The organism is Pusillimonas caeni, assembly GCF_003545815.1.
Lineage (GTDB): Bacteria > Pseudomonadota > Gammaproteobacteria > Burkholderiales > Burkholderiaceae_B > Pusillimonas > Pusillimonas caeni.
Map to the genome: position 1 here is coordinate 26,717 of NZ_PDUW01000001.1, position 21,617 is coordinate 48,333.

Annotated in this window: 22 protein-coding genes; 7 read left to right on the top strand and 15 right to left on the bottom strand. The window is 63.6% G+C overall.

Annotated features, from left to right (window positions below; genetic code table 11):
• Positions 1-2 precede the first annotated feature (2 nt).
• From CSC67_RS00155 to CSC67_RS00165, 3 genes are all read right to left on the bottom strand, one after another.
• Positions 3-1,472, bottom strand: a complete 1,470-nt coding sequence (locus tag CSC67_RS00155) for a di-heme oxidoreductase family protein (protein ID WP_245220108.1) — start codon at positions 1,470-1,472, stop codon at positions 3-5.
• A gap of 85 nt (positions 1,473-1,557) precedes the next feature.
• Positions 1,558-2,850, bottom strand: coding sequence for an imelysin family protein (locus tag CSC67_RS00160; RefSeq protein WP_118992504.1), 1,293 nt, complete (start codon positions 2,848-2,850; stop codon positions 1,558-1,560).
• Positions 2,851-2,953: 103 nt separating this feature from the next.
• On the bottom strand, positions 2,954-3,211 hold the full coding sequence (locus CSC67_RS00165) for a hypothetical protein (RefSeq protein WP_118992505.1): 258 nt from the start codon (positions 3,209-3,211) through the stop codon (positions 2,954-2,956).
• 194 nt (positions 3,212-3,405) lie between these two features.
• Between CSC67_RS00165 and purT the strand changes: the two genes are divergently transcribed.
• Entirely contained in the window at positions 3,406-4,620 is a 1,215-nt protein-coding gene (gene purT, locus CSC67_RS00170; protein ID WP_118992506.1) for a formate-dependent phosphoribosylglycinamide formyltransferase, read from the top strand.
• 92 nt (positions 4,621-4,712) lie between these two features.
• Here purT and CSC67_RS00175 read toward each other — a convergent pair whose 3' ends face one another.
• The 9 genes from CSC67_RS00175 to CSC67_RS00215 all read right to left on the bottom strand — a co-directional run bounded on the left by CSC67_RS00175 (position 4,713) and on the right by CSC67_RS00215 (position 14,551).
• Positions 4,713-4,934, bottom strand: coding sequence for a hypothetical protein (locus CSC67_RS00175; protein WP_118992507.1), 222 nt, complete (start codon positions 4,932-4,934; stop codon positions 4,713-4,715).
• Positions 4,935-5,077: 143 nt separating this feature from the next.
• Entirely contained in the window at positions 5,078-5,797 is a 720-nt protein-coding gene (locus tag CSC67_RS00180) for an ABC transporter ATP-binding protein (RefSeq protein ID WP_118992508.1), read from the bottom strand.
• The gene (locus CSC67_RS00185; RefSeq protein ID WP_118992509.1) at positions 5,794-7,578 is read right to left on the bottom strand and encodes a branched-chain amino acid ABC transporter ATP-binding protein/permease; all 1,785 of its coding nucleotides are present in this window, start codon (positions 7,576-7,578) and stop codon (positions 5,794-5,796) included. The genes CSC67_RS00180 and CSC67_RS00185 overlap by 4 nt, the downstream gene beginning before the upstream one ends.
• On the bottom strand, positions 7,575-8,600 hold the full coding sequence (locus tag CSC67_RS00190; RefSeq protein ID WP_245220073.1) for a branched-chain amino acid ABC transporter permease: 1,026 nt from the start codon (positions 8,598-8,600) through the stop codon (positions 7,575-7,577). Before CSC67_RS00190 ends, CSC67_RS00185 begins: the two co-directional genes overlap by 4 nt.
• A gap of 116 nt (positions 8,601-8,716) precedes the next feature.
• Positions 8,717-9,892, bottom strand: a complete 1,176-nt coding sequence (locus tag CSC67_RS00195; RefSeq protein WP_118992511.1) for an ABC transporter substrate-binding protein — start codon at positions 9,890-9,892, stop codon at positions 8,717-8,719.
• Positions 9,893-9,996: 104 nt separating this feature from the next.
• Positions 9,997-10,833, bottom strand: coding sequence for an SRPBCC family protein (locus tag CSC67_RS00200; RefSeq protein WP_118992512.1), 837 nt, complete (start codon positions 10,831-10,833; stop codon positions 9,997-9,999).
• Positions 10,823-11,302: a (2Fe-2S)-binding protein gene (locus tag CSC67_RS00205; RefSeq protein ID WP_118992513.1), complete on the bottom strand. Its 480-nt coding sequence runs from the start codon at positions 11,300-11,302 to the stop codon at positions 10,823-10,825. Before CSC67_RS00205 ends, CSC67_RS00200 begins: the two co-directional genes overlap by 11 nt.
• The gene (locus CSC67_RS00210; RefSeq protein WP_118992514.1) at positions 11,299-12,183 is read right to left on the bottom strand and encodes an FAD binding domain-containing protein; all 885 of its coding nucleotides are present in this window, start codon (positions 12,181-12,183) and stop codon (positions 11,299-11,301) included. The genes CSC67_RS00205 and CSC67_RS00210 overlap by 4 nt, the downstream gene beginning before the upstream one ends.
• Positions 12,176-14,551 carry a xanthine dehydrogenase family protein molybdopterin-binding subunit gene (locus CSC67_RS00215; protein WP_118992515.1) on the bottom strand — a complete coding sequence of 792 codons (2,376 nt, stop codon included), beginning with the start codon at positions 14,549-14,551 and terminating at the stop codon, positions 12,176-12,178. Before CSC67_RS00215 ends, CSC67_RS00210 begins: the two co-directional genes overlap by 8 nt.
• Before the next feature lie 301 nt (positions 14,552-14,852).
• On the opposite strand from CSC67_RS00215, the gene CSC67_RS00220 reads away from it, so the two are divergent.
• Together CSC67_RS00220 and CSC67_RS00225 are read left to right on the top strand one after the other, a co-directional pair.
• Complete coding sequence (locus CSC67_RS00220; protein ID WP_118992516.1) at positions 14,853-15,386, top strand: MarR family winged helix-turn-helix transcriptional regulator; 534 nt, start codon at positions 14,853-14,855, stop codon at positions 15,384-15,386.
• Positions 15,387-15,530: 144 nt separating this feature from the next.
• Positions 15,531-16,265, top strand: coding sequence for a TSUP family transporter (locus CSC67_RS00225; protein WP_245220074.1), 735 nt, complete (start codon positions 15,531-15,533; stop codon positions 16,263-16,265).
• A gap of 41 nt (positions 16,266-16,306) precedes the next feature.
• Here CSC67_RS00225 and CSC67_RS00230 read toward each other — a convergent pair whose 3' ends face one another.
• Complete coding sequence (locus tag CSC67_RS00230; RefSeq protein ID WP_118992518.1) at positions 16,307-16,780, bottom strand: cysteine hydrolase family protein; 474 nt, start codon at positions 16,778-16,780, stop codon at positions 16,307-16,309.
• Positions 16,781-16,855: 75 nt separating this feature from the next.
• On the opposite strand from CSC67_RS00230, the gene CSC67_RS00235 reads away from it, so the two are divergent.
• Positions 16,856-17,221, top strand: coding sequence for a 5-carboxymethyl-2-hydroxymuconate Delta-isomerase (locus tag CSC67_RS00235; RefSeq protein WP_118992519.1), 366 nt, complete (start codon positions 16,856-16,858; stop codon positions 17,219-17,221).
• A gap of 18 nt (positions 17,222-17,239) precedes the next feature.
• On the opposite strand, the gene CSC67_RS00240 is transcribed toward CSC67_RS00235, so the two are convergent.
• A complete protein-coding gene (locus CSC67_RS00240; protein WP_118992520.1) occupies positions 17,240-17,410 on the bottom strand; it encodes a type II toxin-antitoxin system RelE/ParE family toxin in 171 nt (56 codons plus the stop codon).
• Between the two features lie 38 nt (positions 17,411-17,448).
• Here CSC67_RS00240 and CSC67_RS00245 point away from each other — a divergent pair, with 38 nt between their 5' ends.
• The 3 genes from CSC67_RS00245 to groL all read left to right on the top strand — a co-directional run bounded on the left by CSC67_RS00245 (position 17,449) and on the right by groL (position 20,113).
• Positions 17,449-17,889 (top strand): acetyltransferase, encoded by a 441-nt coding sequence (locus CSC67_RS00245; RefSeq protein ID WP_118993142.1) that lies wholly within the window; start codon positions 17,449-17,451, stop codon positions 17,887-17,889.
• 253 nt (positions 17,890-18,142) lie between these two features.
• On the top strand, positions 18,143-18,430 hold the full coding sequence (locus CSC67_RS00250; RefSeq protein ID WP_017522627.1) for a co-chaperone GroES: 288 nt from the start codon (positions 18,143-18,145) through the stop codon (positions 18,428-18,430).
• Positions 18,431-18,466: 36 nt separating this feature from the next.
• Complete coding sequence (gene groL, locus CSC67_RS00255; RefSeq protein WP_118992521.1) at positions 18,467-20,113, top strand: chaperonin GroEL; 1,647 nt, start codon at positions 18,467-18,469, stop codon at positions 20,111-20,113.
• A 192-nt stretch (positions 20,114-20,305) separates the two neighbouring features.
• Here groL and CSC67_RS00260 read toward each other — a convergent pair whose 3' ends face one another.
• Positions 20,306-21,502, bottom strand: a complete 1,197-nt coding sequence (locus CSC67_RS00260) for an ABC transporter substrate-binding protein (RefSeq protein ID WP_118992522.1) — start codon at positions 21,500-21,502, stop codon at positions 20,306-20,308.
• Between the last annotated feature and the right edge of the window lie 115 nt (positions 21,503-21,617).

The window sequence follows — 21,617 nt, forward strand, 5'->3', positions numbered from 1 at the left end:
TCCTACAAAGATTCCAGGAAGCGCAGCAGATTCTCCCGCTCTTCGGGAGTCATCGCCACCACGCGGTCGCGAGCGGCCTGCGCCTCGCCGCCATGCCACAGGACCGCCTCGAGCAGGCTGCGCGCCCGCCCGTCGTGCAGCCAGGTGGCATCGGGATTGACCGTTTTGGTGAGCCCGATGCCCCACAGCGGCGGCGTGCGCCATTCGCTGCCGCCGGCCTCGCCTTCGACCTGCCCATCGGCCAGGCCGGGTCCCATATCGTGCAGCAGCAGATCGGTATACGGCCAGATCAGCTGGAAGCGGTGCTCGGGCCGGGCGGCGTCGCGCCGCGTAACGTACTTGGGCACGTGGCAGGCCACGCATTGCGAGTCGTAGAACAGCTTCTTGCCCGCCAGTACGCGCTGGTCGTCCACGTCGCGCCGCTGCGGCAAGGCCAGGTTCTCGGAATAGAAGGTGACGAAATCGGCCAGCCGCTCCGGCACCTCATGCTCGCCCAGGTGCTCTTGCGCGCCGTGGGGCATGGCCAGGCAGTCCTGCTGCGCTTCGGTGCAATCGCCATGGTGATCGGGAAACAAAGGCGTGGACAGGCCCATGTCGTTCGAGAACGCCGTGGACGCCTGGTGGCGCACGTCGGGCTGGCCCGCCTTCCAGCTGAAGCGGCCCAATACCCGCTTTCCGTCTTCTGTCCAGACCCAGTTGGGCTTGCCGGCGATGCCGTCGGGCTTCGCTCTGGCCGCGTTGGCCAGGATGTCTTCTTCGTGTATGGCTTCGAGCAGGCCCAGACCCAGCATGGGGGGCGCCAGACGCGGCGAAAGCGTCGTCTCGGGATGCAAAGGACCGTAGTTCAGGTTCTGCACGCGATAGGTCGGCTCCATCAACACCGCCGTCTCTCCGCCGTTGAGCTCGACCGGTATCTCGCGGTACTCGATCAGCAGCTGGCCTTCGGCGGGCACGCCCGCCACGGCAAAGGGCTGAAGCTGATTGCCATAGACCGGGTCGGGCATCCACGGTATCTCGCCGTGCTCGATGCGTTCGCGCACTTCGTCCACGCTGGCGGGGCGCGACAGGCGCGCCAGCAGGGCCACCGCATCGCGCTGGCCCAATTGCTCGAAGCCGGGCACCGTGCCGCGCCCGTCCTTGACATGACAGGCCTGGCAGGACCGCGCATTGAACAAAGGCCCCAGCCCATCGGAGGCCTGGGTGGAGGAAGGCGACGACACCCAATCCTTGCGGAACAAGCCGTTGCCGACCAGGAATTCCTGCCTTCCTTCGAAGCTGAGGTTGGCCGCCGGATGCGAATAGATGTCGGCGTTGATGTGCTTGTTGACCGTGCCCGCCCCGCCCTGCATCACCTCGAACGGCTCGGGCGCGCTGAAGTCGGCGGCCGGCTGCGTGATCGCCGCCACGCGCGCGCGGTCCTCGGGCGTCAGGTCGCCACGATGCGAAAGCGGGCCGGATGCTTGCGCCGGCATCGCGGCGGCCAGCATCAAGACGCCGATGGCCAAGGGCAAGGGGCCGGCTAGGCGGCCCCTTTGGAACGAAGCAATCATCGCGGCCCTACTGGAAAACCGCTTCGGGGCTGTCGAGGCTGTCGGATCCTTCGATGTCGATTTCGCCCAGTTCGAGCACCGCAATGACCCGTTCGAAACTGCGCGTCTGGGCGATGAGCGCATCGATGGCGGCCTGCACCACCGCGTTGCCCTCGGCATTGCCCTGGGCGATCATCTGGTCGTAGGTTTCGACTTTTTCGGCGCGCTGCTTCATGGCCAGCATGGCATCGTAGGTGTCCTGCATGCGCGCCAGCACTTCCTTGTCCAGCGCGGCGTCCTTCTCGGCCACGAGCTGCGACAGGCTGACGCCTTCGACGGTGGAGCCGTCCGTACGCTTGTAACGTCCCTGGTAGACATTCATCATGCCGACCTGGTTGTAATAGTGCGAATTGTGGGTGTTGTCCGAAAAGCAGTCGTGTTCTTCTTCGGGGTCGTGCAGCATCAGGCCCAGCTTCATGCGTTCGCCGGCCAATTCGCCATACGAGAGGCTGCCCAGGCCGGTCAGCATGGCGGCCAGGCCTTGTTGCGGGTCGGCTTGCACGTCGGAGCGCGCGGCGCCGTCGGCCTTCCAGCTGTCGGCCATTTCCTGCAGGTCGTCCACCAGCATCTGGGTCACGACAGTGAGATAGGTGGCGCGCCGCTCGCAATGTCCGCCCGTGCAATGGGCAGGATCGAAATCGGTATGCGGGCGATCGCCTGCATGGCGCTCTTGCGGAGTGCCCTGGCGGTCGGCGGGCGCGGGGCCCGTGCCGTTGAGGTCCTGTCCCCACAGCAGGAATTCGATGGCGTGGTAGCCGGTGGCCACATTGGCCTCGTTGCCGTCGGCCTCGTGCAGCACCTCGCCGAGCAATTCGGCGCTGATGACGCTGGTATCCACCGCCTTGCCGCCCACGCTGATGGAATCGTTGGCGATGACGTTGACAACGTAATACGCGTTGGCGTCGGACTCTGTACCGTAAGAAGCGTCGACGTAGTCGATCATGCCTTCGTCGAGGGGCCAAGCGTTGACCCGGCCTTCCCATGCATCGACGATGGGATTGCCGAAGCGAAAGGCTTCGGTCTGCTGATAGGGCACCCGGGCGTCCAGCCAGGCGTGCCGCGCTGCCTGCAGGGTTTCCGCGCTGGGCGTAGCGACCAATGCCTGGACCGCGCCTTGGAGGCGCTTGGCCGCCTGCAGAGCGTCTTCGTATTCGGCCTGCGCCAAGTCCGCATAGGTTTTGACGACTTCGGCCTTGTCGACGGCCGCGTGGGCGGAACCCAAGGACAGGGCCAGAAATGCCCCGAACAACATGCTACGCATCAGACTACTCTCCTGGTTGGCGGACAGGCGCCGTTTTGTGAAAGGCTAAATTCTAAACGATTATAATTATTAATTAGCTATTCTTTAAGCTTGCGTTAAGCTTTTATCGGGCGCATGCCTGCCCCGAAGCCATAAACGGCGCCTGTTCGCCGGGCGCGGCGCTGCTGCGCAAGCCCCATAACGCCAGCGCCACCGAAGCCAGCGGCAGCCCGATCAGCATATATAGAATCCCGGTTCCCAGCGCAGCGGCGGGCTCCATGCCGACGCTCAGTCCCGACACCCCCAAACCGAAGAACACGCCCGCGAACAGCCAGCAGGCCAGCGGGGATTGGGTATTGGGCCAGCGCGCCCATGCCGCCATCGCGGCGGCTAAAAAGAATAACGGGATCAATGACCATTGCAACGACATAGATCACCCCTACACAATAATGAGAATAATTCTCATTATATAGAGTTTTGTACCGTGCTTCAAGCTTCCGATCACGCCCGAAGCGGCCTGCCCTCCTTGTCCTTCGTCGTACAATTCCCGTTTTCCATCGACTGCAAAGAAGCCTTATGACGACTCTGGGCACTCCTCTCTCTCCCTCCGCCACCCGCGTCATGCTGCTCGGCTCCGGCGAACTGGGCAAAGAAGTGTTGATCGCGCTGCAGCGCTTGGGCGTCGAGACCATCGCCGTCGACCGCTATCCGGACTCGCCCGGCCAGCAGCTTGCGCACCATGCCCATACGATAGACATGAGCGACCCCGAGCAGCTCAAGGCGCTGATCCAATCGTGCAAGCCCCACCTCGTGGTTCCGGAGATCGAGGCCATCGCCACACCGGCGCTGGAAGAGCTCGAGGCCGCCGGCCAGGTTCGCGTCATTCCCACGGCGCGAGCCGCCCGCCTGACCATGGACCGCGAGGGCATCCGCCGCCTGGCGGCCGAGTCGCTGGGGCTGCCGACCAGCCCCTACCGCTTCTGCGATTCGCTCGACGAATTGCGCCGCGCGATCGACGAGGGAATAGGCTACCCCTGCATCGTCAAACCGGTCATGAGCAGTTCGGGCAAGGGACAAAGCCGCATCGACAGCGAGGAAGACATCGAAGGCGCATGGAACTACGCCATGTCGGGCGGCCGGGTCAGCCATGGCCGAATCATCGTCGAGGGCTTCGTCGATTTCGACTACGAGATCACCCTGTTGACGGTGCGGGCCCTGGACGAGGACGGCGCCGTCAGGACGCATTTTTGCGAGCCCATCGGCCACAGGCAGGAAGCCGGCGACTACGTCGAAAGCTGGCAGCCCCAGCCCATGGCGGAGCTCGCCCTGCGCCGCGCCGAGGAAGTCGCCCGCAAGGTCACCGACGACCTGGGCGGCCTGGGCGTGTTCGGCGTCGAGCTGTTCGTCAAGGGCGACCAGGTATGGTTCAGCGAGGTCAGCCCGCGTCCCCATGACACCGGCCTGGTCACCATGATCAGCCAGTGGCAAAGTGAATTCGAACTGCACGCGCGGGCCATTCTGGGCTTGCCCGTGGATACCCAGCTGCGCAGCCCCGGCGCCAGCGCCGTGATCTACGGCGGTGTCGACGCCCGCGGCGTGGTCTTCGAAGGCGTGGACGAGGCGCTGCGCATTCCCCAGTCCGAGGTCCGCCTGTTCGGCAAGCCCGAAAGCTTCGTCAAGCGGCGCATGGGCGTGGCCGTGGCCTACGATGAAAACATCGACGCGGCCCGCGACCGCGCGCGGCGCGTCGCCGGCTGCATCACGGTGAAACGGTCGGCTATACAGTCCTGAACCGGAACGGCATGGTAAAACCGGCGCCTGACCCTTGCGGTTCAGGCGCCGGTTTCGTTATGCGGTTTCAGCAGTCAAGCCACGCCTGGACGTCAGGCCCGCGCCGAAGAGGCGTTGCGCTGCACGCCCTGGCCGACCAGGAAGACCGCAGTGCCGATCGCCAGAGGTATCCAGGAATCGATGAAAAACGTGACGGCGCCCAGAACCACGGCGACAAGGCAGGTGATACGAGCCAGACTGTTGCGCTGCCCAAGCACCGCGCCGATGGCGGTGCCGATGAGTATGGCGGCGAGAACATTGTAGATATAAAGCATGAATGCCCCCCTTTTTGATTGTTTTGCGTGAAAGCCCGCGCTATGCCGGCGGCTTGCCGGCCTTGAGCCGGCCGACGCAACGCTTGCAGCGTTGCCGGCCCGACCGGCCAAGTGCCACCGAGTGTAGCATCAACAGGATGCCGTCAGGCGCCGCCGAGATAGGCCTGGCGCACCCGCGCGTCGTTGATCAGCTGTTCCGCGGGGCCGCCCAGCGTGATGCGTCCGCCTTCCAGCACGTGACCTTCGGAGGAAACCTTCAAGGCCGCCCGGGCATTCTGCTCGACCAGCAGGACCGACAGGCCATCGTGGCGCAACTGCCCGATCTCGGTCAGGATCTCCTGCACGATCAAGGGCGCCAGGCCCAGGCTGGGCTCGTCCAGCATCAGCAGACGGGGACGGCTCATCATCGCGCGGCTCAGGGCCAGCATCTGCCGCTCGCCTCCGGAGAGCGTGTCGGCGCGCTGATTGCGCCTTTCGGCCAGGCGCGGAAAGCGCGCATAGGCCTCGTCCAGGCGCCGGCGCAGTTCGGCGCTGGAAAGCCGCCTGACATAGCCGCCAAGCACCAGGTTGTCCAGCACGGACATGTCGCCGAACAGCTCGCGCTGTTCGGGCACGAGGCAAAGCCCCATGTCCAGCCGTGTTTCGACGTCCAGGCTGCTGACATCGACACCATCGAAGCGAACCTCGCCCCGCGCGGCCGGCAGCAGGCCCATCAGGGTGGCCAGCAAGGTCGTCTTGCCGGCGCCGTTGGGGCCTATGACCGAACTGATATGGCCGGTCTGCAATGAAAACGACACGCCCCGCACCGCTTCGACCTGGCCGTAGGCCACATGCAGATCGTTGACTTCCAGCAAGGCGCTCATGCATCGCTCCCGAGATAAGCGGCCTGGACCTGGGGATCGGCCCGGACCTCTTCCGGCCGCCCCTCGGAAATCCTGCTGCCGAAATTCATCACCACCAGACGGTCGACCAGGTTCATGACGAACTCCATGTCGTGCTCCACGATCAGCACAGTCACTCCTTCGGATCTCAAGGTATCGAGCAGGCCCGCCAAGGCCTGTTTCTCGAGCAGGCGCAGGCCGGCGGCCGGTTCGTCCAGCATGATGAGGACGGGGTCCGAGGCCAGCGCTCGCGCGATTTCGACGAGGCGCTGGGTGCCCAGCGCCAGGCTTCCCGCCTGCTCGTAGGCCTGGTCGGCCAGGCCCACGCGCCTCAACTGGCGCATTGCTTCGGCCATGATGCGCGCTTCTTCTTCGCGGTCCATGCTCAGCCCGCCTCGCCACAGGCCGCAATGGCCCCGGGCATGGGCGCCGAGCGCAACGTTTTCAAGAACCGTCATCGCGGGCCGCAGCTTGACGTGCTGGAAGGTGCGCGCCACGCCCCGCAAGGCGATCTCGCGCTGCGTCAGCCCGGACGTCGGTTCGTCCATGAAGCGCACCGTGCCCTCCGTAAGAGGCAGGGTGCCCGTCAACAGATTGAACATCGTGGACTTGCCCGCCCCGTTCGGACCGATCAGGCCGACGATTTCGCCGGCGCGCAGATCGAAGCTCACGCCGTTGACCGCCACCAGGCCGCCAAAGCGCTTGGTGGCGTTCTGCACGCTTAGTATCTGCCTGCCGCGCTCGGGCATGCTGCGATGCGCGAGCTGGGAAGAAGGAACCGGCAGGACCGGCGCCTTGGCGCGCGGACGCAGCCGCGCCCACAGGCGCGAAAGCGGCCTGCCTATGCCGCCGGGCATGCGTTCGAGTATCAGCAGGAACAGCAGCGCGAAGACCAGCGAATTGACTTGCGCGCCGCGGTTCGTAAAGAGCGGCAGCAGGTCCTGCAGGAGATTGTTCAGGCCGATGTACAGCGCGGAGCCCAGCAGCGCACTGCCCAGCTGCGCCATGCCGCCGACCACCATCATGAACACATAATCGATGCTGGCATGCAGGGAGAACGGCGTGTGGCTGACGAAGCGATTGGTGTGCGCATACAGCCAGCCGGCAAGCGTGGCGTATGCGGAGGCGAGGACGAACAGCGTCAAGCGCAGGCGAAACGCATCGCTGCCAAAGCTGGCCATCAAGACCTTGCCGCCGCGCAGGGCCCTGATGGTGCGTCCTACGCGCGACCCGAGCAGGTTGTAGGCGAACCATGCGCCGCCCAGTACCACCAGCCAGATCAGGATGAAGACCGTGCGCGAATGATCGAGCGTCCAGGGCCCCAGCTGGATGGGCGGTATGCCGTCGATGCCGGAGTGGCTGCCCAGCGCGTGGGTATTGGCGAATACGAGCGGCACCGCCAGGCCCCAGGCGATCGTGCTCAGCGCAAGATAATGCCCGCCGAGCCGCATGGTGATGCCGCCGATCAGCCAGGCGCTGCCACAGGTCAGCACCAGTCCCAGCAGCAGGCCCGCCCACGGAGACAGCGCCTGGGCCGTGCTGAGCCAGGCGGTGGTGTAGGCGGCGATGCCCACAAAGGCCGCCTGTCCGAAAGACAGGGCGCCGCCTATGCCCGATACGAGAATCAAGCCTATGACCACCAGTGCGGCGATGCCGATGTCGTTGAGCAGGGCGATGTGAAAACTGCCCAGAATCTGCGGCACGATGAAAATCAGCAGCAACAGCAGCAGCGGCATCGCGAATGTCCAGACGCGTTGCTTCATTCTTCACTCTCTTCTTCATGGTGAACGACGAGGCCCGAACGGATCACCAGAATCGGGATCAGCAGGCCGAACACGATGGCATCCTTCAAGCCGCTGTTCCAGAACGATGCGTAGCTTTCGGCTACGCCGACCAGCAGCGCGCCCAGCGCCGTCAAGGGATAGCTGACCAGGCCGCCGATGATGGCCGCGACAAAAGCCTTGAGCGTGAGGATGAGCCCACTGTCGTAGTAGATGGTCGCCACGGGCGAGACCAGCACGCCCACGATGCCCGCCAGGAGCGCGGCGATACTGTGCGCGATGGTGGCCGTGAAGGCCGGCCGGATGCCGACCAGCCGCGCCCCGGTGGGATTGGACGCCGTGGCATGCAGCACCTTGCCCATGCGCGTGCGCTGCAGGCCGACATAGAACAGCAAGGCCAGCGCCAGCGCGACCGCGATGGTAAGCAGGGTCTGGTAATTGATGACCAGGTTCGACGACACGGCGATGGAGCCGTTCAGGGCGGCCTTGGTGCGCAGGCCTTCGGGGCCGAACCAGAGCAGACCCAGGCCCGCCAGTATCAGGTCCAGGACCAGGGAGACGATGAGCAGCGCAAGGACCGAAGCGTGGGCCACCGGCCGCAGGGCGACGCGCTCGATGAGCGGTCCCAGCGGCACGGCCAGCAGTATGGCGGCCACGACCTTCAAGGCTTCGGAGTCCTGGCCGGTGGCCCAGGCGGCCAGAAGGCAGGGCAGTAGCGGCATGACCAGCCAGCAGAGCAAGGCGCGCGGCGCGCGGCTCCATGCCCGCTGGCGCGCGATGCTCATGAGCTCCATGATCAGCGCGACCGCGACGAACACTCCGATGAGGTTGATCATGGCGGGCAACTGCCCCGTTTCCATGGCGCCCAGGCTCAGGGCCGAAAACACGGCGATGCTGCCGAACGGCACGAAGATGACCCGCGTGACCGAGAAGATCAGCACGAGCCCGAGCCCGATGATCAGATAGATTGCCGACCAGGCCAAGCCATCGGCCAGCAATATCATTGCAATTGTTGAATCCATCCGGGAGCGATCAGAGGGTTAAGGTGGGTCGGATTGCCCGATGCCGGGCATGGACAATCCTTTGCTTGTAAAGCCGGGCGCTGCGCGCCTGACCCGCATCAGGGCTGCAGCGTCCAATGGCCTTTTTCGAGCTTGACGATGACCACGGAGCTCTTGTCGACTCCGTAGGCAGTGTCGGGCGCGTAGCTGAACACCCCTTCGGTTCCGGCCAGCTTGGCGGTCGACTTGATGGCATCGCGCAAAGCCGTGCGGTATTCGGGCGTGCCGGGCTGGATGTCGGCGGGCACGCGCTTGGCCGCTTCCACGACCACCAGCCATGCGTCGAAAGCATAGGCCGAGAACACGTCGTAAGGATCTTCGCCGTGAGCGGCCTTGTAGGCTTTGCTGTATTCGTCGATGATCGCCTTGCTGGGGTTGTCGGCGGGAAGCTGGCTGCCGACCAGGGCCGGGCCCGTCGGCACGAGCAGGCCTTCGCCCGCCTCGCCGACCAGCTTGACGAACTCAGGGCTGAGAATGGCATGGGTGCCGTAGATGGCGCCCTTGTAGCCACGCTCGTGCAGCCCGATATAAGGCAAGGCGCCGGGGGTGCCCGCGCCTCCGCCCAGAACGGCGTCGGGCTTGGCGGCCATCACCTTGAGCACCTGGGCGGCCACCGAATTGTCGGCGCGCGCATAACGCTCGTTGGCGACGACCTCGATGCCGGCCTCCTTGGCGTGCTTCTGCAGCGCCGCATAGGCGACGTCGCCCCAGGCGTCCGCAAAGCCGATGTAGCCGACCGTCTTGACGCCGTTGCGCTTCATTTCGTCGACCACGGCCGAGACCATGGTGTCGCCGGACTGCGTGGTCGTGACCGCCCACGCCGCCGCGTCATCCTTCAGCTCGATCGGGGTGAAGGAGACCAGCGGGGTCTTTTCTTCGCGGGACACCGTTGCAAGCGCCATCGCGCCCGGAACGCTGCTGGTGCCGATCAGGACATCGACATTGTCCTGGCTGACCAGCTTGCGCGCATTGCGGGTGGTCATGGAGGGGTTCGAGGCGTCGTCCAGTTGAATGATCTTGAGCTGATGCCCGTTGACCGAGTTCTGATACTGGGCGCCCGCCTTGATGCCCTCGACCGTGCTCAAGCCCTGGGCGGCCACGGGGCCCGACAGGGGCAGTATGACGCCGACCTTGATGTCGGCCGCGTGCGCCGCGGCGCCGATGCCCAGGACACTGGCGGCGAGTGCATGGGCGACGAATCGCGCGGCTTTTGTTCTATTGATGTGTTGAAACATTGTTATCTCCTCTTCTCCGAAATGTGAGATGCATGGACCTTCTTCTTTACATGCGGATGCGACGCGCGGCCCGATGGCCAGCAATGTGCGTCCACCCTCCTACGTCAAACGCTCCCGCCCCGGCCCGCCAGCAGATCGCGCAGCCACTCCTGGCACTGTCCCGCCGCTTCGACGGGCCACTCGACGGCCACCGTTCTATCGATCTGCCGCACTTCGACGCGAATGACCGCGGCCGCGCTTGCGGACGTGCGGCCAACCGTCGGCCGGCTGTTTCCGAGCAGGCGCGAGAACCACCCTCTGGGTTCTTCTTCCGCCAGCCTTTCGCCGCCCTGGACTGCCGATGCGCCGGCCGTCACACCGTCGACGGGCGGCATGGCAGGGCTTTGCAAGCTGCGGGCCGCTTCGCCCGAGACCTTGCGCCGCGCCGCGCCGGCCGTCTGCGGCTCGGCCGTTTGCCCGCCGGCCTGCGCCTGGCTCGTTGCGGCCTCCTCGGGTTTGCCCTCGAGGCGTGCCGCCAGGTTCTTGCCGAACTCGTCCCACATGCGGTCGGCCTTGGTCTTCATGACCGACAGGCCGAAAGTGCCCAGTCGACCCAGCAGGTCGACATTGACCTTGATCTTCAGTTCGGTGCCCCCCTGGGGCGTCTCGGACAGGAATATTTCGCTCGTCTGCTTGAGCGAGCTGGCCACCGAAGCGTCTTCTCCCGTGCCCTCGACGCGCAGATACTCGGGTTCGCGCTGCTCGACGATGTGGGTGTGCAGCTTGAACTTGGCGCTGAGAAAGGAGATCTTCACCTTCATCAGGGCCACGTATTCCGTGGGGCTGATGACGTCGATGGACTGCATGCCCGGCACGGCGCCGGTCATGACGCGGGGGTCCATCAACAAGGCCCATACGCGTTCGCGCGGGGCTGAAACTGCCAGCGTCTTTTCAATTTCCATGATTCATTTCTTCTGCGGCATGCAGAACGGATTCAACGATTTGTGTATAGCCGGTGCAGCGGCACAGATTGCCCGACAGGCCGCGCTGCACTTCTTCGATGCTGGGGTTCGGATTGTTCTTGAGCAGGTCGCACGAGGCCATGATCATGCCGGGCGTGCAATAGCCGCATTGCAGCCCGCCGCACTCCATGAAGCTTTCCTGCAGGGGATGAAGCGCGTCGCCGCTCGACAGGCCTTCGATCGTCGTGATCTCGCGGCCGTCCACCTGCGCGGCCAGCATCAGGCAGGACTTGATCACCTCGCCGTCGATCAATATCGAACAGGCGCCGCACACTCCCGTTTCGCACCCGCGCTTGGTTCCGGTCAGATGCAGGTCGTCGCGCAGGAAATCTGAAAGCATGCGGCCAGTGGGTACGTCGAGGCTGTGCGCCTCGCCGTTCACCGTGCAATGGATACGATGCGTGCTCATGCAGGCACTCCTTGATCGATGGAAAGCTCAAACAACTCGCAAACCGTGCGGCGGGCCACGGCGCGCACCATGTCGCGCCGGAATTCAGCGCTGCCGCGCGAGTCGGATATCGGTTCGATGTCCTGGGCCACGATATCCGCCACCTGGGCGGCGACGGCGGCGGACACCTGCTTGCCCTGAAGAAATGCCTCGGCGCGCCGCAGCCGCATGGGCATGGGCGTCGATGCGCCCACGGCTAGGCGCGCTTCATGGCACGACGCCCCGTCTCGGCGCGCCACCAGGGCGACGCTGACCAGCGGGCGATGCTCTGCCGCCGTGCGCAGAAAGCGGCTGTAGACCCCGTCCGTACCCGCGGCCAGGGGCGGCACGCGTATTTCTACCAGGATCTCGTCGGGCTCGAGCGCGGTTTCAAAATAGTCCACGATGAACTCCTCGAGAGACATGGCGCGCTCGCCGCGCGTGCTGCCCAGGACCACGGTGGCATCCAGCGCCAGCAGGCAGGCCGGAGGGTCGGTGGATGGGTCGCCGTAGCAAAGATTGCCGCCGATGGTGCCCTGGTTGCGCACCTGCGGATTGGCCACCCGCTCGGCCATGCTGGCCAGCACCGGAAAGTGCCGGCGCACCAGCGGCGAGCGGGCGATATCGGCATGGCGCGACAGCGCGCCGATGCGCAGGCCCGACTGCTCGTCGAATTCGATGCCTCGCAAGCGATCGACCTTTGCCAGCGACACCAGATGGGTGGGGCGCAGCATCCGTTGGCGCATGGTGAGAATCAGCGCCGTGCCGCCGGCGCTGACCCGCGGCTCTTCGTCCTCGAGTTCGGCCAGCATGCGGCTGGCCTCTTCGACGGACGTCGGCTCCAGGTAATGGAAGTCACGCATGGACGGTCGCCTCCTGTTCTTTCTCGACTGAATCTTGTTGCTTGGCCGCCCTCAGGCCCGCCAATATCTTCTCGGGCGTGATCGGCAGGTCGCGGATGCGCACGCCCACGGCATCAAACACCGCGTTGGCAATGGCCGGCGCCGCCATGAGGATGGGAGTTTCGCTGGACGCCTTCGCGCCATAAGGACCGACGGGGTCCATGGATTCGATGAAGCCGCCGCGCAGCATGGGCACCGACTCGGCCGTGGCCATCGTGTAGTCGGCGAAATTGCCATTGACGATGCGTCCGTCCTCGACCTGCAGGTCTTCGTACAGGGCCCAGCCTATCGCCTGGACGCAGCCGCCATTGGCCTGCCCATGCACGGCATTCAGGTTCAGGGCCCGGCCCAGGTCGTCGGCAAGATAGCTGTCCAGCACGGTGACCTGACCGGTCTCGGTGTCCACCTCCACTTCGATGGCCTGGGCGGAAAACGAATGAGTGGGCGCGCAATTGCCGTATAGGTCGTGATCGGGCTCTTCGGTTTGGGGGTCCCAGGTTTCGCTGACCTGCAGGACTTCGCCGCCATGGCGCCAGACGTGCTGGCGGGCCAGTTCGGCCAGGGTCAGGCTTTTCCCGCCGCCCCGGACGCGCACCGCGCCGCCGTCGATTATTTCCATATCGTCGGCCGAGGCGCCGAGCAGGTCGGCCGCCAGGGCGAACAGCTTGGCGTGGGCGGCCCGGCTGGCGCAGATGGCCGCATTGCCGGCGGACATCGTCACCCGCGAGGCGAACGAGCCCAGCGCATAGGGTGCGCTGTCGGTGTCCGGCGGCAGCAGGCGCACCTGCGACAAAGGCAGCTTGAATTCATTGGCGATGATCTGGGTGATCATGGTCATTGCGCCCTGCCCCATGTCGCATTCGCCGTTGTAGGCCGTGATGCCGCCGTCTTCATTGAGACGCAGCACCACCGTGGAGCCGTCCCAGTTGCCCATGGTGCGGTTGCCGCAGACGTGCATGGCGGCCGCCATGCCGACGCCCTTGCGCCGCACGCCGGTGCCGCGCGGCGCCGCCCGCTTGCCGGCCCAGCCGATCGCCTCGGTGGCTCCGGCCAGGCACTGCTTGAAGCCCGTGCTCTGGATCTTCCAGCCATGCACCGAAGTCTCGCCCGCGCCGATGGCGTTGCGCTCGTGGATGGCGGCGGGGTCCAGCCCCAATTCACGGGCCATGGTGTCGATATGGCTGTTCAGCGCGAACAGCATCTGCGATCCGCCAAAGCCGCGGAATGCCCCGTGCGGAGGCGTATGGGTATAGGCCAGCACAGCGTGGCAGCGCACGTTCATGTTGCGGAACATATTGTCGCTGCGCATGGCGGACACGTGCATGACCTCGCCGGCCAGGCCGGAGTAGGCGCCGCAGTCGGCCACGATGCGCACGTCCTTGGCCACGATGATGCCCTCGCGGGTCATGCCCAGCTTGAGCGTGATGCGCTCGGGCACGCTGGTGCAACAGGACAGAAAGTCTTCCAGGCGGTTGTTGAGCAGGCGCACCGGGCGGCGCGTGCGCAGCGCCAGCAGGCCGGCCACGAGCTGGTTGTCGTCTTCCACGATCTTGCCGCCGAACCCGCCGCCGGTGGTCTGCTGGATGACCCGCACCGACGAAATGGGCAGCTCCAGCGCCTTGGCGATGCGTGCGCGCGCCAGAAAGACGGTCTGCGTGGACGTCCACACATGCAGGCGGTCGTCGGATTCGAGCGAGGCGACCGATACCATGGGCTCCAGATAGCCCGGATACTGGCGCGATGTGTTGTACGTGGCCTCGTACACCAGGTCGGCGGAGGCGAAGGCCGCGTCCACGTCGCCCCGGTTGAACTGGATGTCGTGGCCGATGTTGTCCTTGCGTCCCGGGTGCACGGTGGGTGCATCCGGCGCCAGCGCCTCGTCCGGCGTGAGCAGCGCCGGCAGTTCTTCATATTCCACCCGGATCAGATCCAGGGCGTCGCGGGCGATGTCCTCGGTGACGGCCGCTACCGCCGCCACTTCTTCGCCGGCAAAGCGCACCACGCCCTTGGCCAGAATGTAGCGTTCTTTGATGGGACCGCCGCCCCAGGGCGTGGCCGGCGCATCGTCGCCGGTCAGCACTGCCTTCACCCCGGGCAAGGCGCGCGCCGCCGACGTATCGATGCTGACGATGCGGGCATGCGCGTACGGACTGCGCAGAATCGCGCCGTGCAGCATGCCCGGCAGCTTGATGTCGCCCGCATACATCGCCCGGCCCTGCACCTTGGCCCGATGATTGACCTGAGGAAGCTCGGTACCCAAAGTGAAATGCGTGGAGGTCGCGTCCTGCGCGATGCTTTCCGCGGCACTTGCTTCAGCTGAATTACTCATGACGCCTCTACCTAAAATGCTCGTACGTTAGGTAGCATTGTCCGCCGATCAAATTGACAAATCAATTATCATCACTCCTTATTGACTTATCAATTTGACAGGTGTAAATAGTACGTTGATATATAGCGGTCGTTGCATCAACTAAAAACGCATCAGGACAGGAACGGAGGAGGCTAGAATTGAAGGCACGCAGATCCCGCGCTTCGACGCCGGCCGGCCGCCCCCCGCACTCCTGTGTGGCGTCCGGGGCGCGTCGGCACCAGAAAGACAGCCCTGGTCTTGATCTACGTCTTTTTTCAACATGCGGGTCCGGCTCCATCGCGGCCCGCACACCTTCATCCTGGCCGTGACGAACGAACCTTCCGCCCGCTGCCCCTGGGAGCACATTGAACCCGATGGCTCCAACCTCACCGTCGAAGATTTTCTTTCCGTGCCCATCGTGCGGATCGCCGCGCACCTGAAGCGCTTTCCGAGCATCTACGCCAGCAGCGCCGGCCTGACGCTGCCGCAATGGCGGCTGCTGTCCACCGTGGCGCACCACCGGTCCATTCCCCTGAAGCAGCTGGCCGAAGTCTCGGCCAGCGACAAGGCCCTGGTCAGCCGCACCGTCAAGGAGCTGGCCGCCAAGGGGCTGGTGTCCACCGCGTCCATGAAAAGCGGCGATCGATCACTGGTCTGCAACATCACCGCCAAAGGAGCGAAGGTGGTCGACAAGGTCATCCCCCTGGCGCGCGAGCGCCACGCCCGGCTGCTGTTGGCGCTGGACGTCGAAGACCGCGTGCGGTTGTATGGGATTCTGCAGAAGCTTCAGACGGTTTGCGCCGATATCGATTGAAAGCGCTTTGCCTGGGTCGATGCCGGACCGGCGACTATTTTTGGAGCGCACCGCCACCGAATCTTCGTTTCGGACGCCATGCCGCAGGACGGAACCGAGACAGAACGCCTGAGATAGAAATCAATGCTGACACATATAACTTTCATGGTGTTCGTCGCCATAGCGGTTTATGCACAGAGCGTGACGGGCTTTGCCTTGGTGCTGATTCTTCTGGGGCTGGTCGGGCTCGTCGACCTGGTGCCATTGCCCGACGCGGCAAATGCAGTAACGGTACTCATCATCGTCAACGCCCTGATGTTTTTTTATAGGCGCAGAACCGCGCGCGTCGAACGCGGAATCATGTCGGCGGTAGGAACGACCCTCGTCGGCACTTTCCTGGGGATGCTGCTGCTCGCTTTTCTCGCTGCCAACGCGTATCAAGTGCTCAAGCTCGTCCTGGGCTTCAGCATAGTGGCCTGTGCGGTCTTGTTATGGCGAACGTCAAGCCCGTTCAAGACCACTTCGGGTTCGGGCTACTTTGCCGCAATCGGGCTGGTTTCAGGCGTGCTTGGAGGGCTGTTCGCCGCCGCGGGCCCGCCATTGGTGTATGCAGTCTATCGCCAGCCATGGCCGATTGAACGCATACAGGAGTCGCTCATCTTCTGCTTTGCCGTGGGGGCCGTTCTGAGACTGTTGCTCGTCATTGCATATGGCGACTTCAGCCGCTTGGCTCTCATCCTTGCCGTCGAGGCGATTCCGGTAACGCTGATCGTCACCTCGCTGAGCGCCTCGCGCCCTCCCCCGGTGTCCGGCGCATCAATGAAACACATCGTCAGCCTGCTGCTCGTGGGCTCTGGTCTTGGAATGCTGTTTTCCAGCGTAAGCGCAATGCTTGCTTGATTGCTCAAACCACCACCCCGCCGGCCTGAAACGGCAAGGTTCTACCCTGCAGTCAGCACCTCCTTGCTCGACACCAGCTGGCCGAAATGATGCTTCCACAATCTCGCCCCCAGTTCGCCCGACCGGTCCAGCGATGAGCCCACCGTCAGATCCGTGATCAGCGTGGGCCGCAGGCCGGCGTCAAAGAGAGCGAAGCCCGCGGCCAGCACACAGGTGTCGGTCTGGATGCCGCACACCAGGACGCGGTCCGGATTCAAATCCTTCAGATAGGCCATCGTCTCGCCGGAAGGAATGTAGCCGTGCTTCACGAACACCCGATCGGCCTGCACCAGGCTGTGGTCGGCCGCCGCCGGGCACCAGCCCAGTTGGCTCATGAAAGGCGTCCGGCTTTCGTCGTGCACCTCGAGCGTGGCGACCGACGGCATGCGACCGGCAAGGTTCTGTATGCCCTCCACCAGCCATTCAGGCGGTGAAAAGGTGTTCTGGACGTCGATGATCAGCAGTATTTGTCGCATCGGAAAGCAATCTCCCTATATATTATTGTGCAGCGCCATGGCCGGCGCCACCATCCAACACACCTCCTCACCAAAATGCCTCATATCATCGTTGAATACACCCCCAATCTGCCCGCTCTGCCCTTCGACGCCATGCTGGCTGCGGTCACGCGCCGGTTGGCGGAAAGCCCCGAAGTCGAAGACGAGGCCGACCTGAAAGCCCGCGTCGTACGCGCCGACTGGTTTCGCGTCGGACTGGCGGACAGCCGGCGCGGGTTCATCCACGTTACGGTGCGAATTCTGGCGGGCCGCAGCGAGCAGGCGAAGCAGGACTTCAGCCAGCGCGTTGCCGACGGCATGCTGGAGCACATGCCGGCGTTTGCGACAGGAATGACCGCGCATCTGAGCGTCGAAGTCGTCGACATGGATCGCGGCAGCTATCGCAAGGTCAAGCTGACCTGAGGAATTTCAGCAATCCTCTCAGGTATGCCACAGTCGTAGCACATAGACGTTCGAATCCTGAATTTCATAGCAGACCTCGTACTCTCCAACAAGAATTCTTCGCACCTCTCGCGGCTCGAATTGGAAAAGCTGTTCGCCTATGCGTGTGTGGGTCAGCAGAATGGTCGGAGCCTTGGTCAACGCCCGCACCGCCCAGACCTATGCTGCACAGTGATTACAATCAAGAAATGACTACTATTCGAAGCTCTCGTCCCGGTGAGGGCGAACGTGCTGTTGAAATTTGGCGTTGCGCGGTAGCTGCCACTCATTTCTTTCTTGCTTCCGATGATCGCCAAGCCATCGACAAGATGGTTTGCGACTTTCTACCAAAGGTTCCGCTTTGGTTCGCGGTGGATAGCAATGATTATCCAATGGCATTCATGTTCATCGACAACGGACACATGGAGGCTTTGTTCGTTGACCCCGCATGCCGAGGAAAGGGCATTGGCGCTGCACTAGTTCAACACGGTCTTTCGCTGCACCCTGACATGACGACCGATGTAAATGAGCAGAACCCTCAAGCCTTAGGCTTCTACAAAAAAATGGGCTTCAAGTGCATAGGTCGTTCTCCGCTTGACGGCCAAGGGCGGCCTTACCCAATCATTCACCTGAAATATATTGACGTGTGAAGGCCTCCCCCTGGCCAAAAGCGGCCAGCATAGCTGGGTTTGCCCCAGAAATGAACAGTTCAGAACTGAGCGGCGGAAGTTCAAACCTCAGTGGCGTTCGACATGAGACCCTCGTCATCCCGCATTTGTAACAAAAATCACCCCTGCTCTTGAAGTATTCCAGACCATCCTTATAATTAGCACTCGAGGGGACAGAGTGCTAACAGCCCGCCCCCGTCGCTACCACTAACAATTTTTGAACAGGAGTTCCTTCATGGCACTGCGTCCTTTGCACGATCGCGTGATCGTCAAACGTCTGGACAACGAGCGTACCACCGCTTCGGGCATCGTGATCCCCGAGAGCGCCGCTGAGAAACCCGATCAGGGCGAAGTCATTGCTGTGGGTCCCGGCAAGAAGGCCGAAGACGGCAAGGTGACCCCGGTCGACGTCAAGGCGGGTGACAAGGTCCTGTTCGGCAAGTATGCCGGCCAGGCCGTCAAGGTCGATGGCGAAGAACTTCTCGTCATCCGCGAGGACGAAATCCTCGCCGTCATCCAGTAATCCGCAAACGAATACGAATCTAGCAAGGAATCAACAATGGCTGCTAAGCAAGTACAATTCGGCGACGATGCGCGCTCGCGCATCGTTCGCGGCGTCAACACCCTGGCCAATGCCGTCAAGACCACCCTGGGCCCCAAGGGCCGCAATGTCGTGCTCGAGCGCTCCTTCGGCGCCCCCACCGTCACCAAGGACGGCGTGTCGGTCGCTAAAGAAATCGAACTGAAGGACAAGTTCGAGAACATCGGCGCGCAGCTGGTCAAGGAAGTCGCCTCCAAGACCTCCGACAACGCCGGCGACGGCACCACCACCGCCACCGTGCTGGCCCAGTCCATCGTCGAAGAAGGCCTCAAGTACGTGGCCGCCGGCATCAACCCCATGGACCTCAAGCGCGGCATCGACAAGGCCGTCACGGTCGCCGTCGAAGAACTCAAGAAAATCTCGCGTCCCTGCACCACCAGCAAGGAAATCGCCCAGGTCGGCTCCATCTCGGCCAACAGCGATGAGTCCATCGGCAAGATCATCGCCGACGCCATGGACAAGGTCGGCAAGGAAGGCGTCATCACCGTCGAAGACGGCAAGTCGCTCGACAACGAGCTGGACGTCGTCGAAGGCATGCAGTTCGACCGCGGCTATCTCTCGCCCTACTTCATCAACAACCAGGACAAGCAGGTTTCCGTCCTGGACGATCCGTACGTCCTGATCTACGACAAGAAGATCAGCAACATCCGCGACCTGCTGCCCGTGCTCGAGCAAGTGGCCAAGTCCAGCCGTCCGCTGCTGATCGTGGCTGAAGACGTCGAAGGCGAAGCCCTGGCCACCCTGGTCGTCAACAACATCCGCGGCATCCTCAAGACCACGGCCGTCAAGGCTCCCGGCTTCGGCGACCGCCGCAAGGCCATGCTCGAGGACATCGCCATCCTGACCGGCGGCACCGTCATCTCGGAAGAAACCGGCGGCTCGCTCGAAAGCACCACCCTCGAGCAGCTGGGCCAGGCCAAGCGCATCGAAGTGGGCAAGGAAAACACCATCATCATCGACGGCGCCGGCGACGGCAAGTCGATCGAAGCGCGCGTCAAGCAGATCCGCGTCCAGATCGAAGAAGCCACGTCCGACTACGACCGCGAAAAACTGCAAGAGCGCGTGGCCAAGCTGGCCGGCGGTGTTGCCGTGATCCGCGTCGGCGCGGCGACCGAAGTCGAAATGAAGGAAAAGAAGGCCCGCGTTGAAGACGCCCTGCACGCCACCCGCGCTGCCGTCGAAGAAGGCATCGTTCCCGGCGGCGGCGTCGCGCTGATCCGCGCCAAGGCCGCCATTGCCCAGGTCAAGGGCGACAACATCGACCAGGAAGCCGGCGTCAAGCTGATCCTGCGCGCTGTCGAAGCTCCCCTGCGCACCATCGTGGCCAACGCCGGCGACGAGCCCAGCGTCGTGGTCAACAACGTTGCCAGCGGCAAGGACAACTACGGCTACAACGCTTCCACCGGCGAGTACGGCGACCTGGTCGAGCAAGGCGTGCTGGATCCCACCAAGGTGACCCGCACCGCCCTGCAGAACGCCGCCTCGGTTGCAGCCCTGCTGCTGACCACCGAAGCCGCCGTGGCCGAAGTCGTCGAAGACAAGCCCGCTCCCGCCATGCCCGACATGGGTGGCATGGGCGGCATGGGTGGCATGGGCGGCTTCTAAGCCCTCGTTATCCGATTGGCAAGGCCCCGCAAGGGGCCGCCAGCCAACAAAAAGCCTGGATCCGGTATTACGCCGGATCCAGGCTTTTTCTTTTTGCATCGTAGCAAGCGCCGTCCAAGGCCGGGGTTCCGCTGCGCGTCGGCCCTGGACACCCGCCCGGCCCCGGCGTGCGGGGCGGTCTTGCACCCGTGCTTACATCGATTCGGGCTGCCCGCTTACGTCGCCATCGCCCTTGACCTCTGGAAAACGGGCGAACTCGACGTTCTTGAGCTGACCGTCGACGCGCTCGACACGGCGGATGTATTCTGTATGAACCACGTCCCGCGTCTCGGGATCGATGAGCAAGGGGCCGCGCGGGCTGTCTATCTTCATGCCCTTCAGTATCTCCATCGCCTTGTCGCCGTCGATGTCTCCGTTCAGGGCTTTGCTTACCTGGAAGATGGCGTCCATGCCGTCATAGCCGCCCACCGTCATGAAGTTCGCCTGGCCCGCATTGGGATTGACTTCGGCGTAAGCCTTGAGGAACTTTTCGTTCTCGGGAGACTTGTGGGCAACCGAGTAATGAAACGCCGTGATCACGCCAAGGGCTTCGTCGCCCATGGAAGGCAGCACGTGGTCGTCCGTCACGTCGCCGGGGCCGATTACCTTGATTCCCAGTTCGGCCAGGCCGCGCGATTGGTAGTTCTTCATGAAGCCTATGCTTTGCTCGCCCGCGGGGACGAATACAAAGACGGCGTCCGGCTTGATGTCCCTGATTCTCTGCATGAAGGGGCCGAAGTCGGGGTTGTTCAAGGGAGTGCGTATGGTTTCCACGATCTCGCCGCCGCCTCGGGTGTAGGTCTTCTTGAACGCAGCCTCGGCGTCCAGCCCCGGGCCGTAGTCCGCCACCAGGGTGACGGCCGTCTTGATGCCTTCGTTGGCGGCCCAGTGGCCTATCACGCCGGAACCTTGCGCGGTGGCGAGCGACACGCGGGCAATGTACTGCGACTTCTCGACGATCGACAGCGTCGCGGCGTTCATGATGATCAGCGGCGTCTTGGAACGTTCGGCGATGGGCGCCGAGGCCAATGCCTCGGGCGTCAGGCCATAGCCCGTCAGGAAGTCGACTTGATCGCGATTGACCAGTTCCTGCGAGAGCCGGCGCGCGATCTCGGGCCCGGCTCCCCCAGTATCGCGCCGGATGATCTCGACTTTCTTGCCCGCGACTTCGTCGCCGTTCAGATGGAAATAAGCCTGTATGCCGGCGTACATCTGCGCCCCATACTGCGCGAAAGGCCCCGAGAACGGCGCGACCAGGCCGACCTTGATCGTTTCCGCGGCGCCCGCCGTCGCCGCGAACCCGAGCAAAGAAGCCGCCGAAGCGGCCGCGAGAATTTTACGCATGTGCATGAAGAAGTCTCCGTGTAATGTGGAATCGAATGTAGGGGACGAGCGCCCCGTTCGTTCCATTAGAAGACTTCATCTACCATAAAGGAAATTTAAATATCTTATCAACTAAAAACTT

Excerpts from the sequence above, each read along its gene's own strand:
- CSC67_RS00155 (WP_245220108.1), bottom strand. The coding sequence starts at position 1,472 with ATGCCGGCGCAAGCATCCGGCCCGCTTTCGCATCGTGGCGACCTGACG.
- CSC67_RS00160 (WP_118992504.1), bottom strand. The coding sequence starts at position 2,850 with ATGCGTAGCATGTTGTTCGGGGCATTTCTGGCCCTGTCCTTGGGTTCC.
- CSC67_RS00165 (WP_118992505.1), bottom strand. The coding sequence starts at position 3,211 with ATGGCGGCATGGGCGCGCTGGCCCAATACCCAATCCCCGCTGGCCTGC.
- purT (WP_118992506.1), top strand. The coding sequence starts at position 3,406 with ATGACGACTCTGGGCACTCCTCTCTCTCCCTCCGCCACCCGCGTCATG.
- CSC67_RS00175 (WP_118992507.1), bottom strand. The coding sequence starts at position 4,934 with ATGCTTTATATCTACAATGTTCTCGCCGCCATACTCATCGGCACCGCC.
- CSC67_RS00180 (WP_118992508.1), bottom strand. The coding sequence starts at position 5,797 with ATGAGCGCCTTGCTGGAAGTCAACGATCTGCATGTGGCCTACGGCCAG.
- CSC67_RS00185 (WP_118992509.1), bottom strand. The coding sequence starts at position 7,578 with ATGAAGCAACGCGTCTGGACATTCGCGATGCCGCTGCTGCTGTTGCTG.
- CSC67_RS00190 (WP_245220073.1), bottom strand. The coding sequence starts at position 8,600 with ATGATATTGCTGGCCGATGGCTTGGCCTGGTCGGCAATCTATCTGATC.
- CSC67_RS00195 (WP_118992511.1), bottom strand. The coding sequence starts at position 9,892 with ATGTTTCAACACATCAATAGAACAAAAGCCGCGCGATTCGTCGCCCAT.
- CSC67_RS00200 (WP_118992512.1), bottom strand. The coding sequence starts at position 10,833 with ATGGAAATTGAAAAGACGCTGGCAGTTTCAGCCCCGCGCGAACGCGTA.
- CSC67_RS00205 (WP_118992513.1), bottom strand. The coding sequence starts at position 11,302 with ATGAGCACGCATCGTATCCATTGCACGGTGAACGGCGAGGCGCACAGC.
- CSC67_RS00210 (WP_118992514.1), bottom strand. The coding sequence starts at position 12,183 with ATGCGTGACTTCCATTACCTGGAGCCGACGTCCGTCGAAGAGGCCAGC.
- CSC67_RS00215 (WP_118992515.1), bottom strand. The coding sequence starts at position 14,551 with ATGAGTAATTCAGCTGAAGCAAGTGCCGCGGAAAGCATCGCGCAGGAC.
- CSC67_RS00220 (WP_118992516.1), top strand. The coding sequence starts at position 14,853 with ATGCGGGTCCGGCTCCATCGCGGCCCGCACACCTTCATCCTGGCCGTG.
- CSC67_RS00225 (WP_245220074.1), top strand. The coding sequence starts at position 15,531 with ATGGTGTTCGTCGCCATAGCGGTTTATGCACAGAGCGTGACGGGCTTT.
- CSC67_RS00230 (WP_118992518.1), bottom strand. The coding sequence starts at position 16,780 with ATGCGACAAATACTGCTGATCATCGACGTCCAGAACACCTTTTCACCG.
- CSC67_RS00235 (WP_118992519.1), top strand. The coding sequence starts at position 16,856 with ATGCCTCATATCATCGTTGAATACACCCCCAATCTGCCCGCTCTGCCC.
- CSC67_RS00245 (WP_118993142.1), top strand. The coding sequence starts at position 17,449 with ATGACTACTATTCGAAGCTCTCGTCCCGGTGAGGGCGAACGTGCTGTT.
- CSC67_RS00250 (WP_017522627.1), top strand. The coding sequence starts at position 18,143 with ATGGCACTGCGTCCTTTGCACGATCGCGTGATCGTCAAACGTCTGGAC.
- groL (WP_118992521.1), top strand. The coding sequence starts at position 18,467 with ATGGCTGCTAAGCAAGTACAATTCGGCGACGATGCGCGCTCGCGCATC.
- CSC67_RS00260 (WP_118992522.1), bottom strand. The coding sequence starts at position 21,502 with ATGCACATGCGTAAAATTCTCGCGGCCGCTTCGGCGGCTTCTTTGCTC.